Origin of the sequence: Actinoplanes sp. NPDC026619 (assembly GCF_040638295.1) — a bacterium.
GTDB lineage: Bacteria > Actinomycetota > Actinomycetes > Mycobacteriales > Micromonosporaceae > Actinoplanes.
In genome coordinates, this window is the sequence record NZ_JBEZYA010000004.1 from 64,160 (window position 1) to 79,777 (window position 15,618).

Annotated in this window: 17 protein-coding genes; 12 read left to right on the top strand and 5 right to left on the bottom strand. The window is 68.7% G+C overall.

Going from position 1 to position 15,618, the window contains the following annotated elements:
* The first annotated feature begins 33 nt into the window (after window positions 1–33).
* The 7 genes from AB0E90_RS10880 to AB0E90_RS10910 all read left to right on the top strand — a co-directional run bounded on the left by AB0E90_RS10880 (window position 34) and on the right by AB0E90_RS10910 (window position 7,598).
* Window positions 34–1,014, top strand: coding sequence for a ribose-phosphate diphosphokinase (locus AB0E90_RS10880; RefSeq protein WP_360402586.1), 981 nt, complete (start codon window positions 34–36; stop codon window positions 1,012–1,014).
* 239 nt (window positions 1,015–1,253) lie between these two features.
* Window positions 1,254–1,874, top strand: a complete 621-nt coding sequence (locus AB0E90_RS10885; RefSeq protein WP_360402588.1) for a 50S ribosomal protein L25/general stress protein Ctc — start codon at window positions 1,254–1,256, stop codon at window positions 1,872–1,874.
* Window positions 1,875–1,956: 82 nt separating this feature from the next.
* Window positions 1,957–2,541: an aminoacyl-tRNA hydrolase gene (gene pth / locus AB0E90_RS10890; protein ID WP_360402590.1), complete on the top strand. Its 585-nt coding sequence runs from the start codon at window positions 1,957–1,959 to the stop codon at window positions 2,539–2,541.
* Window positions 2,542–3,004: 463 nt separating this feature from the next.
* Complete coding sequence (locus tag AB0E90_RS10895; protein ID WP_360403320.1) at window positions 3,005–4,453, top strand: sugar transferase; 1,449 nt, start codon at window positions 3,005–3,007, stop codon at window positions 4,451–4,453.
* Window positions 4,454–4,470: 17 nt separating this feature from the next.
* Complete coding sequence (locus tag AB0E90_RS10900; RefSeq protein WP_360402592.1) at window positions 4,471–5,346, top strand: 3'(2'),5'-bisphosphate nucleotidase CysQ; 876 nt, start codon at window positions 4,471–4,473, stop codon at window positions 5,344–5,346.
* Between the two features lie 42 nt (window positions 5,347–5,388).
* The gene (gene cysD / locus AB0E90_RS10905; protein WP_360402594.1) at window positions 5,389–6,300 is read left to right on the top strand and encodes a sulfate adenylyltransferase subunit CysD; all 912 of its coding nucleotides are present in this window, start codon (window positions 5,389–5,391) and stop codon (window positions 6,298–6,300) included.
* Complete coding sequence (locus AB0E90_RS10910) at window positions 6,300–7,598, top strand: GTP-binding protein (protein WP_360402596.1); 1,299 nt, start codon at window positions 6,300–6,302, stop codon at window positions 7,596–7,598. Before cysD ends, AB0E90_RS10910 begins: the two co-directional genes overlap by 1 nt.
* Here the strand turns inward: AB0E90_RS10910 and AB0E90_RS10915 are convergent.
* Window positions 7,582–8,382 (bottom strand): ATP-binding protein, encoded by an 801-nt coding sequence (locus AB0E90_RS10915; protein WP_360402598.1) that lies wholly within the window; start codon window positions 8,380–8,382, stop codon window positions 7,582–7,584. The two genes, AB0E90_RS10910 and AB0E90_RS10915, sit on opposite strands and share 17 nt — an antisense overlap.
* A gap of 96 nt (window positions 8,383–8,478) precedes the next feature.
* Between AB0E90_RS10915 and AB0E90_RS10920 the strand changes: the two genes are divergently transcribed.
* On the top strand, window positions 8,479–9,483 hold the full coding sequence (locus AB0E90_RS10920) for a LacI family DNA-binding transcriptional regulator (protein WP_360402600.1): 1,005 nt from the start codon (window positions 8,479–8,481) through the stop codon (window positions 9,481–9,483).
* On the opposite strand, the gene AB0E90_RS10925 is transcribed toward AB0E90_RS10920, so the two are convergent.
* From AB0E90_RS10925 to galE, 3 genes are read right to left on the bottom strand one after another with little or no spacing between them, the layout of a single operon-like run.
* The gene (locus AB0E90_RS10925) at window positions 9,480–9,680 is read right to left on the bottom strand and encodes a hypothetical protein (RefSeq protein WP_360402602.1); all 201 of its coding nucleotides are present in this window, start codon (window positions 9,678–9,680) and stop codon (window positions 9,480–9,482) included. The two genes, AB0E90_RS10920 and AB0E90_RS10925, sit on opposite strands and share 4 nt — an antisense overlap.
* 28 nt (window positions 9,681–9,708) lie before the next feature.
* Window positions 9,709–10,839 (bottom strand): galactokinase, encoded by a 1,131-nt coding sequence (gene galK, locus AB0E90_RS10930; protein WP_360402604.1) that lies wholly within the window; start codon window positions 10,837–10,839, stop codon window positions 9,709–9,711.
* A complete protein-coding gene (gene galE, locus AB0E90_RS10935) occupies window positions 10,836–11,810 on the bottom strand; it encodes a UDP-glucose 4-epimerase GalE (protein ID WP_360402606.1) in 975 nt (324 codons plus the stop codon). The genes galK and galE overlap by 4 nt, the downstream gene beginning before the upstream one ends.
* 140 nt (window positions 11,811–11,950) lie before the next feature.
* On the opposite strand from galE, the gene trpS reads away from it, so the two are divergent.
* The 4 genes from trpS to AB0E90_RS10955 are packed head-to-tail and all read left to right on the top strand — an operon-like array spanning window position 11,951 to window position 14,831.
* The gene (gene trpS / locus AB0E90_RS10940) at window positions 11,951–12,973 is read left to right on the top strand and encodes a tryptophan--tRNA ligase (RefSeq protein WP_360402608.1); all 1,023 of its coding nucleotides are present in this window, start codon (window positions 11,951–11,953) and stop codon (window positions 12,971–12,973) included.
* Entirely contained in the window at window positions 12,939–13,490 is a 552-nt protein-coding gene (locus tag AB0E90_RS10945; RefSeq protein WP_360402610.1) for a 2'-5' RNA ligase family protein, read from the top strand. The genes trpS and AB0E90_RS10945 overlap by 35 nt, the downstream gene beginning before the upstream one ends.
* A gap of 35 nt (window positions 13,491–13,525) precedes the next feature.
* Entirely contained in the window at window positions 13,526–14,437 is a 912-nt protein-coding gene (locus tag AB0E90_RS10950) for a YhjD/YihY/BrkB family envelope integrity protein (protein WP_360402612.1), read from the top strand.
* A 7-nt stretch (window positions 14,438–14,444) separates the two neighbouring features.
* Window positions 14,445–14,831 carry a hypothetical protein gene (locus AB0E90_RS10955; protein WP_360402614.1) on the top strand — a complete coding sequence of 129 codons (387 nt, stop codon included), beginning with the start codon at window positions 14,445–14,447 and terminating at the stop codon, window positions 14,829–14,831.
* On the opposite strand, the gene AB0E90_RS10960 is transcribed toward AB0E90_RS10955, so the two are convergent.
* Window positions 14,814–15,401: a TetR/AcrR family transcriptional regulator gene (locus AB0E90_RS10960; protein WP_360402616.1), complete on the bottom strand. Its 588-nt coding sequence runs from the start codon at window positions 15,399–15,401 to the stop codon at window positions 14,814–14,816. The two genes, AB0E90_RS10955 and AB0E90_RS10960, sit on opposite strands and share 18 nt — an antisense overlap.
* Window positions 15,402–15,618: the final 217 nt, after the last annotated feature.

Consider the following 15,618-nt stretch of genomic DNA (forward strand, 5'->3'; position numbering starts at 1 on the left):
TAACCCCCTCGATCCAACGGGAGCAGCGAGCCGATGGGCAGCATCGTCGCGGAGAACCGTAAGAGCCTGATGCTTTTCTCCGGCCGGGGGTTCCCCGAGCTGGCTGAGGAGATCGGCCAGGTGCTGGGCGTGGCGCCGACGCCGTCCGACTCGTACGAGTTCGCGAACGGCGAGATCTTCGTTCGTTTCAAGGACTCGGTGCGCGGTTCGGACGCCTTCGTCGTGCAGTCGATGACCGAGGGGGTGAACCGGTGGGTCATGGAGACGCTGATCATGATCGACGCGTTGAAGCGTGGGTCGGCCAAGCGGATCACCGTGGTCCTGCCGTTCTACCCGTACGCGCGTCAGGACAAGAAGCACCGGGGCCGGGAGCCGATCTCCGCGCGCCTGGTGGCCGACCTGCTCAAGACCGCGGGCGCCAACCGCATCCTGACCGTGGACCTGCACACCGCGCAGATCCAGGGCTTCTTCGACGGCCCGGTGGACCATCTGTTCGCGATGGACATCCTGGCCGAGCACGTGGAAAAGAAGTTCGCCGGCCGGCCGCTCACGGTGGTGGCGCCCGACTCGGGCCGGGTGCGGGTCGCCGAGCGGTGGACCGACCGGCTGGGCGGCTGCCCGCTGGCGTTCATCCACAAGACCCGTGACCCGCTGAAGCCCAACCAGGTGGTGGCCAACCGGGTGGTCGGCGAGGTCGAGGGCCGGGTGTGCCTGATCGTCGACGACATGATCGACACCGGTGGCACGATCACCAAGGCCGCCGACATCCTGTTCGACGAGGGTGCGGCCGACGTGATCGTGGCCTCGACGCACGCTCTGTTGAGTGACCCGGCCACCGAAAGGCTGAAGAACAGCCGGATCAGCGAGCTGGTGGTGTGCAACACACTGCCGCTGCCGCCGGAGAAGCGACTCGACAAGATCACCGTGTTGTCGATCGCTCCGTTGCTGGCCCGGGCCATCCGTGAGGTGTTCGACGACGGTTCGGTGACCACGCTGTTCGGTGGTCTCAGCTGATTTTCAGCGCCGCGTGCCCCGATTTCGGCCTGCGCCTGGGCAGAAGGTAAGCTAATACGGTTGCCACGGCGAGGGTGCCCCGCGGTCTGCTGAGCTTCGCAGCCGCTCGGAGGCACCGTGATCGACGCGGTGCTCCGGGCCTGTGCCCAGCGCGCCCCCTTGCCCGGCACCGCAGCACGCCACTGCTGGTACGCCCGCCGACTTACGCAGCCCGATCGAAGAGTTTCAGGAGTTTCCCCGTGTCCGAGGTAAAGATCAGCGCCGAGCCCCGCACCGAGTTCGGCAAGGGTGGTGCCCGCCGCACGCGCCGGGCCGGTTTGGTGCCCGCCGTGCTTTACGGCCACGGCGAGGCCCCGCAGCACATCGCTCTTCCGGCCCGTGAGTTCGCCGCCGCCATCCGGCACGGCGGTCTCAACCAGGTCTTCACGATCGACATCAATGGCGCGTCGGGCACCACGCTCGCGCTCCCCAAGGCGATTCAGCGTGACCCGATCAAGGACACGTACGAGCACATCGACCTGATCATCGTCAAGCGCGGTGAGAAGGTCCAGGTCGACGTCCCGGTGACGCTGGTCGGCGAGGCCGCCCGCAACACCCTGATCGTCAGCGAGTCGACCACGCTCGCCGTGGTCGCCGAGGCCATGCACCTGCCGAGCAGCCTCGAGGTTTCGATCGAGGGCCTGGAGGCGGGCGCTCAGGTGACCGCCGGCGACGTGATCCTGCCGCAGGGCACCGAGCTGGCCGTCGAGCCCGACTACGTGCTGGCGATCGTGTCCCAGGCGCAGACCGCCGAGCAGCTCGAGGGCGGCGAGGCCGAGGGCGAGACCGCCGAGACCACCGAGGCTTCGACCGAGGCGTAAGTCACCGCACGGCGGTGTCGAAGCAGTGATCAGGGAAAGTGCCGGATGGCACTTTCCCTGACGTGCGTCTGGAGGCAGAGCAGTGAGCGACGAGCCGTGGCTGGTGGTCGGCCTGGGCAACCCCGGCAAGGAGTACGCCGGTAACCGGCACAACGCCGGATTCATGGTGGCCGATCTGCTCGCCTCCCGGGTGGGCGCGAAGTTCGGGCGGTCGAAGCGGGCGCACGCCGACATGGCGGAGGGGCGCCTAGGGTTTGGCGGCCCCAAGCTGGTGCTGGTCAAACCTCTGACCTTCATGAACCTGTCCGGCGCCCCGGTCGTGTCGCTGGCCCAGTTCTTCAAGGTGCCCGTGTCGAACGTGATTGCCGTGCATGATGAGCTTGACGTGCCGTTCGGGGAGGTGCGTGCCAAGCGGGGCGGTGGTGAGGGCGGACACAACGGGTTGCGGTCGATGTCCAAGTCACTGTCGAGCAAGGAGTACGCACGAGTCCGTTTCGGGGTCGGGCGGCCACCCGGGCGGCAGGATCCAGCCGACTACGTGCTGTCCGACTTCAGCGGCACGGAGCGCAAGGAGCTGGAGTTTCTCATCGACCGGGCGGCCGACGTCGTGGAGGCGATCGTGCTCGAGGGCGTCGAGTGGGCGCAGAACAAATACCATGGCGGTTGATCGGCCGGGGTCTAAACGGATGGATCGTATGAGCGGTTTTGTCCGTCTTGTTGTCCCGTGACGCCTGCCGCCGTCCGACCGTTGGTCACACGTACGCACCGCTCGGTGCGATTGGCCGGCGTGACGGGGGAGGTGCGGGGTGCAGGAGCAGGAGTCGGTATTGAGCGAACCGACCGTTCTCCTGCCGGAGTTGCTTCCGGCCGCGGGCAAAACGGCGAACCATCCGCCGGCGAACAGCGGTCCACGACCGCATCGGCCGGTGAGTCGCAAGACCACGGTCCGGAACAAGAAGATCCCGGCGCCGGTGGTGCCGATGAGCACGCCGCCGGCCGGATCCGGCACCCGGCCGAGGCTGAAGCCCGACAATGCGCCCCCGCGGGCGGCGCAGGGGCCGGCCGAGCGGAACCAGGCGGCCGAACGACACGACTCCGACCGGCGCAACCGGTCGATGGCGGCGCGGCCGATGGCCCGCCCGTTCCTGCGGGCGCGCGGCCGGCATGCGGCCATGTCCCGCCGGCAGCGCTGGGAGGGCCGCTACGTGCGGTCGCTGGTGCTGGCCGACCTGGTGGCGGGCAGCGCGGCGGGCGCCGTGACGTTCGGGCTGCGCTTCGGCGACGACGTCACCACGTACAACCGCAGCTACATGATCATTTCGGCGTTGCTGCCGGTTCTGTTGCTGGCCGTGCTCGCGGTTTCCCGGGCGTACGAGCGGCGGTACCTGTTCGTCGGGACCGACGAGTACCAACGCGTGCTCCGGGGTGGGGTCGGGCTGATCGCGGGTGCGGCGCTGGTGTCGTACGCGCTCGATCTCGATCTTGCCCGAGGCTATGTCCTCGCCGCCCTGCCCACCGCGATCTGCACCTCGGCGGTGTTGCGTTTCGCCCTGCGTAAGCGGCTGCACCTGGCCCGGGCCCGCGGGGAGAGCCTGCGCCGGGTGATCCTGGCCGGCCACGAGCTGTCGGTGATCGGGATGGCCCGCCAGCTGCGTCGCGAGCGTTACCACGGCCTGGAGGTGGTGGGCGCGTGCCTGCCGCCGGGGCACGACGGCGTCGGCGTGACCGGGATGACGGTGTACGGCACGTTCGACGACGTGGCCGGCGCGGTGGAGCAGGCGGACGCGGACACCGTGGTGGTGCTCAGCTGCCCGGAGCTGGACGGCGAGGCGTTGCGCCGGATGGCCTGGCGGCTCGAGCGCGACGAGGTCGACCTGGTGGTGGCGAGCGCGCTGGCCGATGTGGCCGGTGCCCGCACCACGATCCGGCCGTTCGACGGGCTGCCCATGCTGCACGTCGAACACCCCCGCCTGCACGGCGGATCGCGGCTGGTCAAGGACGTGTTCGACCGGCTCGGCGCGCTGGCGCTGCTGGCCGCGTTCGGCCCGCTGCTGCTGGGCGTCGCACTGTGTGTGCGGGTGACCTCACGAGGGCCGGTACTCTTTCGTCAGGTACGGGTCGGCCGCGACGGGCGTCCGTTCCGCATTTTCAAGTTCCGGAGTATGTACGTGGACGCCGAGGCCCGGCTGGCCGAGCTGCGGCACCTCAACGAGCACGACGGTGTGCTCTTCAAAATCCGCGATGATCCGCGGGTCACCCGGGTGGGCCGCTGGTTGCGCCGGTTCTCGCTGGACGAGCTGCCGCAGTTACTCAACGTGCTGCTCGGCCAGATGTCGTTGGTGGGGCCGCGCCCTCCGCTGCCGGCGGAGGTGGCTGTTTACGCCGACGATGTGCGGCGCCGTCTGGCCGTCAAACCGGGCATGACGGGCCTATGGCAGGTTTCCGGACGATCGGACCTGCCATGGGAGGAAGCCGTCCGCTTGGACCTGCGCTATGTGGAGAACTGGTCCCTGAGCTTGGACTTGGTGATCCTTTTGCGGACGATGACCGCCGTGGTGCGTTCGTCCGGAGCGTACTAGTGAGGAGCCACAGGCCAATGACAGAGACGTCGGAGCGCATCACCAACCAACGGGAAGGCGAGCCGGGCGGGACACCCCCGGTCATCGACTCGGCCTTCGCCCGCTGGCTCGCCGACCGGGCCGGGCAGGTGCTGCTCGATGTCCGTGCGGAGATGGGTTTCGCGGACGGCAAGGCGCTCAAGACCGCCGGTGACCGGGCCGCCCATGATCTGCTGCGCACCGAGCTGGCCCGCTGGCGGCCGGCCGACGCGGTGCTCTCCGAGGAGGACGACCACTCCCGGGTCGCCTGGCAGGACGGTGAGCCCAGCTCGGTCCGGCCGGAGCGGCTCGGCTCGAACCGGGTCTGGATCGTCGACCCGGTCGACGGCACCCGCGAGTTCTCCGAGGAGGGCCGCACCGACTGGGCCGTGCACGTCGCTCTCTGGAGTGCCGACTCCGGCAACCCGAGTCATCTGGCGGCCGGCGCGATCGCGATGCCGGCCCGGCACCGGACGCTGGCTACCGACTATCCGCCCGCGTATCCACCGCTGCCGATCGATAACGGCGATGGCAGATCGATCAGGATCGCTGCCTCAAGGACCCGCCCGCCGGCCTTCGTGACCGCTCTGGCCGAAGAAATCGGTGCCGAGTTGGTTCCCATGGGATCGGCCGGTGTGAAGATCGCCGCGGTGATAAACGGCGAGGCAGATGCCTATGTGCACGCCGGTGGGCAATACGAGTGGGACTCCGCCGCGCCGGTCGCTGTGGCTTTGGCCACCGGCCTGCACGCTAGCCGAATCGACGGTTCTGCGCTGAAATACAACGAGGCCGATCCCAAGCTGCCGGACCTGGTGGTCTGTCGGAAGGATCTCGCTCCGCGGTTGCTTGCAGCGTTGCAACGTCACCTTCCGTAACAACGACCGTAAGTAGCCCCCCGGAAAGGTCGGGAAACACCGATGAGTCAGCCGAAGCCATACCGTGTCTCGCATCTGGATGCTCTCGAAGCCGAGAGCATTTTTGTCATGCGTGAGGTGATGGCCGAGTTCGAGCGCCCGGTTCTGCTGTTCTCCGGTGGCAAGGACTCGATCGTGATGCTGCGGCTGGCGGAGAAGGCGTTCGCGCCCGCGCGGGTCCCGTTCCCGGTCATGCACATCGACACCGGGCACAACTTCCCGGAGGTCATGGATTACCGCGACTCCCGGGTCGCCACGCTCGGCCTGAACCTGGTGGTGGCCAGCGTGCAGGAAGCGATCGACACCGGCCTGGTGCGCGAGCTGCCGGACGGCACCCGCAACCGGATCCAGACGCCGGTGCTGCTGAACGCGGTGGAGAAGTACCGCTTCGACGCGTTGTTCGGCGGTGCCCGGCGCGACGAGGAGAAGGCCCGGGCCAAGGAACGGATGTTCTCGTTCCGTGACGAGTTCGGTCAGTGGGACCCGAAGAACCAGCGCCCCGAGCTGTGGGGGCTCTACAACAGCCGGCACCACCCGGGTGAGTCGATCCGGGTGTTCCCGCTGTCCAACTGGACCGAGCTGGACGTCTGGCACTACATCGCCCGGGAGCGGATCCCGCTGCCGAGCATCTACTACGCGCACGACCGCGAGGTGGTCGAGCGCGACGGCATGTTCTACGCGGTGAACGAATTCATCCAGGTGCGCGATGGCGAGGCCGCGCAGGTGCGAAGGGTTCGTTACCGGACAGTCGGGGACGCGTCGCAGACCGCGGCCGTGCTTTCCGACGCCGACACCGTGGAAAAGGTGATCGACGAGGTCGCCGCGACCCGGATCACCGAGCGGGGCGCAACCCGCGGCGACGACAAGGTCTCCGAGGCAGCGATGGAAGACCGTAAGCGAGAGGGCTACTTCTGATGAGCCAGGCACTGCTGGAGGCCGAAAGCGCCCCGGCGCAGCGCATGGATCTGCTCCGCTTCGCCACCGCGGGCAGCGTCGACGACGGGAAGTCGACGCTGATCGGGCGGTTGCTCTACGACACCAAGTCGATCTTCGCCGACCAGCTGGACGCGGTCGAGGCGGTCAGCGCCGCGCGCGGCGACGAATACACCAACCTCGCGTTGCTCACCGACGGCCTGCGGGCCGAGCGCGAGCAGGGCATCACGATCGACGTCGCGTACCGCTACTTCGCCACCCCGCGCCGCAAGTTCATCATCGCCGACACCCCCGGGCACATTCAGTACACCCGGAACATGGTCACCGGCGCCTCCACCGCTGACCTGGCGCTGATCCTGGTCGACGCGCGTAAGGGCCTGGTCGAGCAGTCCCGCCGGCACGCCTTCTTGACGAGTCTGCTGCGGGTGCCGCACCTGGTGCTCTGCGTCAACAAGATGGACCTGGTCGACTGGGACAAATCGGTCTACGACAAGATCGCCGACGAGTTCACCTCGTTCGCGGCCAAGCTCGAGATCACCGACCTGACGATCATCCCGGTCTCCGCGCTCAACGGCGACAACATCGCCTCCCGCTCGGAGAACAGCCCCTGGTACGAAGGCCCGTCGCTGCTGCACCACCTGGAGCACGTGCACATCGCCTCCGACCGCAACCTGGTCGACGTGCGTTTCCCGGTGCAATACGTGATCCGCCCGCAGTCCACCACGGTCACCGACTACCGCGGTTACGCCGGCCAGGTCGCCTCGGGCGTGCTCAAGCCCGGCGACGACGTGCTGGTGCTGCCGTCCGGCCTGACCAGCAAGATCGCCGGCATCGACACCGCCGACGGCCCGGTCACCGAGGCGTTCCCGCCGATGTCGGTCACCGTCCGGCTCACCGACGAGATCGACATCTCCCGTGGCGACATGATCTGCCGGCCGCACAACGCGCCGGCTGTGGCCCAGGACGTCGAGGCCATGATCTGCTGGATGGACGAGACCGCCTCGCTTCGCGTCGGCGTCAAATACACCATCAAGCACACCACGCGTACGGCCCGGACGGTCATCCGTGGCCTGCAGTACCGCCTCGACGTGAACACCCTGCACCGCGACGAGAGCGCCGGCGAGCTCAAGCTCAACGAGATCGGCCGGGTCAAGCTGCGCACCACCGTGCCGCTGCTCGCCGACGAGTACCGGCGCAACCGCACCACCGGTGGTTTCATCCTCATCGACGAGAGCACGAACCGCACGGTCGGCGCCGGCATGATCATCGAGGCGCAATAGCCGGCTGCAACGTGGCCCACACGACCTTTCCGGTCTTCGTGGGCAGGGCGCCCCAGGCGTCCGCGGTAGCTGTCACCACACGCAGGCCCCGCCCCCGGTCGTCCAACGGCCGGCCCGGGCGGGGCCGCGCTGGTTTCCGCATCATCGGCAACGTGGGGTCGCTGTCCGACACGGTCAGGTGAACTCCGGCGTCACGCCGGCTCACCGACACCGTGATCGTCGAACCGGTGTGCTCGATCGCGTTGGTCACCAGCTCGGACATCACCAGCCGGGCCGGGTGCAGCAGATCGGCCAGCTCCCACGACAGGCACGCCTGAGTGACCAGGTCGCGGGCCAGGCTAGGCGAGTCCGGCTCGGGCTGCAGGGTCAGCGTGTTCCGATCGCTGCAGGGAAGCCGCCCGGCGATCGCCACCCGCGCCTGGCGCAGCTTCGCGTAGACCGGCAGGTAACCACGGGTGCCGAGGCGCTGCATCCGGTCGGCCAGTGGCATCTCCGGCGGGATGCACAGTGCCAGCTGCACGATCGGCTGCAGGACCGCCGCGGACTGTTGCGCGGTCGTCCAGGTGGTCGTGCTGCCGCACCATCGGTCGTCCAATGCGGACAGATCGAGGATCATCGCCTCCGGATGCCCGGACAGGCATTCGTTCAGCGCGGTGTTGGTCACCTGCCGCAGCGACTGGTCCCAGACGCCACGTACGGACATGAGGGCCACGGCCGCGCCGAGATCACCCTCGACCAGAACCGAGGATTCCTCGGCCGATGGACACGCTGTGCTTACGGACATGACGCCACGGTAATCGCGAGCCGAGATTCATCAGCACGCCCTTAGCTCCCATGGGTGATCGGATTTAAGTACTGCAACGTTGTAACGTGCAAAGCCGTGCCGACCCGACTGAAGGATGTGGCCGCCCGGGCCGGGGTGTCGATCAAGACGGTGTCCAATGTCGTCAATGGGTTCGTCCACGTTGCTCCGGACACCCGCGCCCGAGTCCAGGCCGCCATCGACGCGCTCGGTTACGTGCCGAACCCGGCCGCCCGCCGGCTGCGCGGTGGCGGTTCCGGTGTAATCGCACTGGCCGTGCCCGACCTGCGCTCGCCCTACTTCGCCGAGTTGGCCGGGCTGATCGTGCGGGCCGCCGAGTGGCGCGGCTGGACCGTGCTGATCGAGCAGACCGACGGCCGCGACCTGGGTGCCGGCCTGCGCCGGCACTCCATCGACGGGCTCATCCTCAGCCCGGTCGGCATCGACTCCACCGCGGTGTGCGCCGACGGATTGCCGACCGTCCTGCTCGGCGAGCGGACGGTGGACGGGCCGGCCGATCACGTGGCGGTCGACGGCGCCGCGGCTGCGGCCGACGCGACCCGGCATCTGCTGCGGCTCGGTCACCGGCGGGTCGCCGCGATCGGAGCGCCGGACCACCCCTCGACGGTCATCCGGGCGCAACGGCTGGCCGGCTTCTGCGCCGCGCTCGCCGACTCCGGCTTTCCCGCCGACCCGGCGCTCATCGTGCCGGTGTCCGGGATGCACCTCGCCGACGGCGCCGCCGCCATGGCACAGCTGCTCGACCAGGCCGGCCAGCCGCCGGACGCGGTCTTCTGCTTCACCGATCCGCTGGCGCTCGGCGCGATCCGGACGTGCGCCGAGCGCGGCCTCGACGTGCCCGGCGACATCGCGATCATCGGGTTCGACGGGATCGAGGAGGGTCGGTTCAGCACGCCGTCGCTCAGCACGATCGCGCCGGACACCGAGCGGATCGCCCAGTTCGCCGTCGACCTGCTCGCCGAGCGGCTCGGCGGGGGTCCGGCTGCCACCGCGCCACCCCGCGAGATCTGCGTCGATCATCGCCTGGTGGCGCGGGAGAGCACCCTGGGCCGCTCGTACTAGGACGCGTCCGGGTCTTTCCGGGTGGCATCCTCGATTGCGTGGCTGACCGCCCCGGTGAGGTCGCCGGCGGGCACCGCAATGCTCTCGCCGTCGACCTCGCGAGCCGGAGTGTGCTCCGGCTCCGGCTCCGGTGCCGTGGCAGCACCACTGAAACCGAACTCGTTCGGCTGGTCGCTTTCCCGCGTTTCGTTGGTCATGCCCGCGGATTACCCGGCGACATGAGTTCTAAAGCCGGGTGGCGCCCGGTCCGGCGGTGGCGATCCAGCAGGTCGGCGCGGTGAAAGAGGCTCCCGCGTACGCCGCCTCGACCGCCGCGACGGTCTCGTCCGCCCGGGCCGCGTCGATCAGCGCGAGCACGCAGCCGCCGAAGCCGCCGCCGGTCATCCGGGCGCCGTACGCCCCGGCCGACAGCGCCGACTCGACCGCGATGTCGACCTGCGGCACGGTGATCTCGAAGTCGTCCCGCATGGAAGCGTGCGAGGCGGTCAGCAGCGGGCCGATGTCGCGGGTGCGGCCGGCGCGCAGCAGCTCGACGGTGTCGAGCACGCGCTGGTTCTCGGTGACGATGTGCCGCACCCGGCGGCGCATCACGTCGTCGTCGAGCTTGCCGAGCGCGTCGGCCAGGCCGTCGACCGAGATGTCGCGCAGCGCCGGCACGCCGAGGATGTGTGCCGCTTCCTCGCACGACTTGCGGCGGGCGCCGTACTCACCGTCGACGTGCTGGTGCGGGGCGTTGCTGTTGATCACCAGGATGGCGAGGCCCTCGGCCGCCAGGTCGAACGGGATCTGGTCGACCTCGTACGTCCGGCAGTCCAGGAACAGCGCTCGGCCTTCCTGGCAGCGGATCGAGGCCGACTGGTCGAGGATGCCGGTAGGCGCACCGACATAGACGTTCTCCGCCCGCTGGGCCAGCGCCGGGCGCCGCTCCAGCGGGATGTCCAGGTCGCCCAGGTCGATCAGTGCGGTCAGCACCGACGACTCGAGGGCCGCCGACGAGGAGAGGCCGGAGCCGACCGGCACCTCGGAGTCGATGGCGATCCGGGCGCCGGGCACGTCGAAGCCGGCGTCGCGCAGCGACCAGACGATGCCGGCGACATAGCCCGCCCAGCCGCTCACGTCGCCCGGCTCGGTCGGCCCGAAAGAGACCGGCTCGTCCTCGACCGTCGAGCAGACCGTCCACTCCCCGGCCGGGGCCGGGCTGACCGCCGCGATCGTGCGCTGCGGCAGGGCGAAGGGCAGCACGAAGCCGTCGTTGTAATCGGTGTGCTCGCCGATCAGGTTGACCCGGCCGGGAGCGGCCCAGAAGCCGGCCGGCTCGCTGTCGAACTGCTTGCGGAAGAGGTCTGCGGCGGTCATGCGACGTGCGCCTGGTAGAACGTCCAGGCGTCGGCGATCATGGCCTGCAGGGTGTTTTTCTCCGGCACCCAGCCGAGCTCGTCGCGGGCCTTGGCGGACGACGCGACCAGGGTGGCCGGGTCGCCCTCGCGGCGCGGGGCGGTCTCGGCCGGCAGGGCCGCGCCGGTGACCTCGCGGGCCGCCTCGACGACCTGCTTGTTGGAGAAGCCGTTGCCGTTGCCCAGGTTGTAGATGCGGTGCTCGCCCGGGGTGGCCGCGTCCAGCGCGAGCAGGTGCGCGCGGGCCAGGTCCTGCACGTGGATGTAGTCACGCACGCAGGTGCCGTCGACGGTCGGGTAGTCGTCGCCGAACAGCTGCAGCTTCTCCCGCTTGCCCGCCGCCACCTGCAGGGCGATCGGGATCAGATGGGTCTCCGGGTTATGCCGCTCGCCGATCTCGTAGCCGCCCTGGATGTACGCCCCGGCCACGTTGAAGTAGCGCAGCGACACGGCGGCCAGCTTGTGCGCGTACGTCTCCGAGGTCAGCGCGTGGTCGAAGGTCAGCTTGGTGGCGCCGTAGGTGTTGGTCGGCGCCTTGGCGGCCGACTCGGTGATCGGCAGCTCGACCGGGTTGCCGTAGACCGCCGCGGTGGACGAGAAGATGAACCGCGGCACCCGGGCCGCACGCACCGCGTCCAGCAGGGCGAGGGACTTCACGACGTTGTCGTGCCAGTACAGTTCCGGCTTGACCATCGACTCGCCGGCCGCGATCAGCCCGGCGAAGTGCAGCACGGCGTCGAAGCCGGAGTCGGGGGTGAGCACGTCGGCCGCGTCGCGGATGTCCTTCTCGATGAAGGTGGCGTCAGGTGCGACGGCCTCGCGGAACCCGGTGCTCAGGTTGTCGAGCACGGTGACCTCGTGGCCGGCATCGAGCAACAGACGGCTGGTGACGCTGCCGACGTAGCCGGCACCCCCGGTGACGAGCAATTTCACGACGGTTAACCCCTTAGTCGGCTCTTTCTGCCAAGTCTAGGCGGCCCCGAGTTTCTCTCAGAACCGCTCACAAGTCAACATAGTCGAACAGGGCTAGTACGTGTTCGCGAGTCGCCCGCACGCCTGACAGAATGGCCGCTATGTCAGACGCCGCCCACCGCCCTCGGGTCCTTTCCGGTATCCAGCCGACCGCCGATTCGTTCCACCTCGGCAACTACCTCGGCGCGGTGCGGAACTGGGTGGCGATGCAGGAGACGCACGACGCCTATTACTGCGTGGTCGACCTGCACGCGATCACCATGGGGCACGACCCGATCGCGTTGCGCAACCGCACCCGCATCTCGGCGGCCCAGCTGCTCGCCCTCGGGCTCGACCCGGAGCGCTGCACGCTCTTCGTCCAGTCGCACGTGCCCGAGCACGCCCAGCTCGGCTGGGTGCTGAGCTGCATCACCGGCTTCGGCGAGGCCGGCCGCATGGTCCAGTTCAAGGACAAGTCGGCCAAGGCCGCCGACACCACCACGGTCGGGCTCTTCACCTACCCGATCCTGCAGGCCGCCGACATCCTGCTCTACCAGGCCGACCAGGTCCCGGTCGGGGAAGACCAGCGGCAGCACCTCGAGCTGACCCGCGACCTGGCCCAGCGGTTCAACACCCGGTTCGGCCCGACCTTCACGATCCCCGCGCCCTACATCCTGCGCGACACCGCGAAGATCACCGACCTGCAGGACCCGACGGCCAAGATGAGCAAGTCGGCCTCCTCGCCGAACGGCATCATCGAGCTGCTCGAGGAGCCGGCCCGGTCGGCCAAGAAGATCAAGTCCGCGGTCACCGACACCGGGCGCGAGATCCTCTACGACGAGGAGAATAAGCCGGGCGTCAGCAATCTGCTGACCATCTACGCGGCGCTGACCATGCGGACCATAGACGAACTGCTCGAGCAGTACGACGGCAAGGGCTACGGCGACCTCAAGAAGGACCTGGCCGAGATCGTCGTCGAGTTCGTGAAGCCGCTCCAGGAACGCACTCGTGCCTACTTGGAAGACCCGGGTTACCTCGACAAGGTTCTCGCCATCGGCGCCGACAAGGCTCGCGCCGTCGCGTCGGTGACGCTCGCCGAGGCGTACCAGAATGTGGGTTTCCTCAGCCCGGCCCGCGAGCTCTGAGGCGGTGAGGATCGGCGTCGCGATCGACATCCCGGCACCCTGGGGTGAGCAGCTGACCCGGCGCCGGGCCGAGGCCGGTGACCCGCAGGCGGCCTACACGCCCGCGCACGTCACGCTGCTCGGCCCCACCGAGATCGCCGACGACGCGCTCGGCGCGGTGGAGAAGCACCTGGAAAAGGTCGCGGAGGCCCAGGAGCCGTTCACCATCCAGCTGCGCGGCACCGGCACGTTCCGGCCGATCACCGAGGTGGTGTTCGTGACGCTCGCGATCGGCATCAGCGAGTGCGAGTTGCTCGCCGAGGCGATCACCTCCTCGGACGACATCGACCGCGGGTCCCGCTTCCCGTACCACCCGCACGTCACGGTCGCCCAGGACGTCTCGTCCGAGCAGCTCGACAAGGTTTTCGACGATCTCGCCGGCTTTACGGCGAAGTTCCACGTCGCCTCGTTCACGCTGTTCTCGCACGGTGGCGAGGGCCCCTGGCGCAGACGCCGCGATTTCCCCCTGGGTGTCTGAGTTTCCGGCGCCGTGATTTCGGTTACGGTGCGCCCGTGAACCCGATCGATCGGGCGTATGACGCCGCCGAGGCGCAGATCATGCGCTGGCGCGTCCGGTCGCGCTATTTCGATCACCTCAGCCGGGCCCTGCTTCGTTTCTGGGACGCGCAGGGTGGCCGACTGGCCGCCGCGATCGCCTATTACGGCTTCTTCGCGATCTTCGCGCTGCTCCTGATCGGTTACTCGATCTTCGGCATCCTGCTGACCAGCAACGTCGAGCTGTTGAACATCGTCACCGAGTTCCTCGCGCAGAACCTGCCGTTCCTCGACATCCAGGCGATCCTCTCCAGCGGCAAGACCGTCGGCATCGTCGGCATCGTCGGCCTGACCTTCACCGGCATCGGCTGGGTGGAGGCGATCCGGTCGTCACAGCGACTGATCTGGAAGATTCCAGAGCAGCCCGGCTACATCGGCGTACGGCAGGCGCTGGATCTTCTTGTTCTGATCGGGCTCATCGTTCTGCTCGCGCTCTCTCAGCTTGCCGTCTACGGCCTGGAGAAGGTGACGGACTGGCTCGCCGACGGCTTCGTGCAGTCGGCGGTGAGCTGGGTGCTGACCATCTCGGTCAACATGCTGCTCGCCGCGGCGTTGCTGGCGGCCGTGCCACGGCTGCGGATGACGGTGCGCCGGATCGCCCCGCCGGTGCTGCAGGTCGGCTTCGGCATCACGCTGCTCAACACCGTGGGCAAGTCGTTCGTCAGCCTGGTCGAGCGAAACCCGGCGTACGGCCTGGTGGGTTCGGCGGTGGGGGTTCTGGTTTATCTATACGTCTTCAACCAGTTGCTGCTCTTCGGGGCGGCCTGGGCGGCGACCAGTCCACACGGTCGCGTCGTCGACATGTCAGCTGACGATAAAACTGCCCCGGTGGGGCAAAATACCTGGATTCGGCACAGCCGCCCGGAATGATGTGCCCGTGGGTACTCTCGTGACGCTTGACCTACCGGCTGATTCACCGGTGGCGGACCTTCCCTGGGTCATCACGATCGGTTCGCTGGGCGACGAGGAGGACTGGGAGCCGGTCGTCTGCGGACCTTACGAACGGGCGCACGCCCTCGCTCTAGCCCAGGCCGTGGTGGCCGACGAGGAGCTGATGGCGGTGGTCGAGCCGCTGCTGCCGCGGGTCGACGCCGAGGCGATCCGGGACGAGATCGAGCTGGCGCGAGCGGGCGTCGAGGCACCGGCCGAAGCAGAGGACGACGACTACGAGCCCCGGCGGGTGCGGCCGGGCCGGGCACCCACCGAGGCGGAGGTGCGGGCGGGCTGGGCGCGCATCGCCGCCCGGTTAGCGCCGGTCGAGTAGCCCGCGCACCCCGGCCAGATAGGTCTCCCGGTCCGGGGCGCCGGTCAGCAGCCGCTGCAGCGCGTAGCCGGGCAGCAGCGAATAGAACGCGGCCGTCACGCCCTCGACGTTGGTGTCCGGCGGCAGCTCGCCGCTCTCGATCGAATGCTCGACCAACGCCTGGAAGCCGAGCCGCATCCCGGTGTACCGCTCGCGGACGATCTCGCCGATGGCCGGGTCGAGCGTCGCCTCGGCCCAGATCTGCAGGGCGATCGGCAGGTTGCCGGCCGGGCCGAGCTGCTCGTCGACGGCGTCGAGGATCCGCTCGAGCGAGTCGATCAGCGGCAGCCGCTCGGCCGCCACCGCCTCGATGTGCCGCTGGAGCGCGCCGGCCACGGTGGTCGCGATAGCGTTGATGATCTCGTTCTTGGACTTGAAGTAGCGGTAGACGGCGCCCACCGACAGGCCGGCCTCCTGGATGAGGTCCTGCATCGAGGTGTTGTGCAGGCCCTTGCTGAGGAAGCAGGTGCGGGCCGCGGCCAGGATCTGCTCGCGGCGGGCGGTGAGATGCTCCTCGGAGACGCGTGGCATTCTCCGAGTGTAAAACGAACGCTCACTTTGCCGAAGAATCCGCGGTTGACATCCGCGCCCGGCCGAAAGATTAACGGCATGTTACGCAATCGCCGGTCAATTCGCGCTTAGATCCGCCTAAACCGGCGTTCAACCTGATCGCCGGTTGCGGCGAGATAACGGTGCGCCAACAGTCCGGGGCAAACCTCATCTGACCCCGTGGCCTGCGGCTACGCTC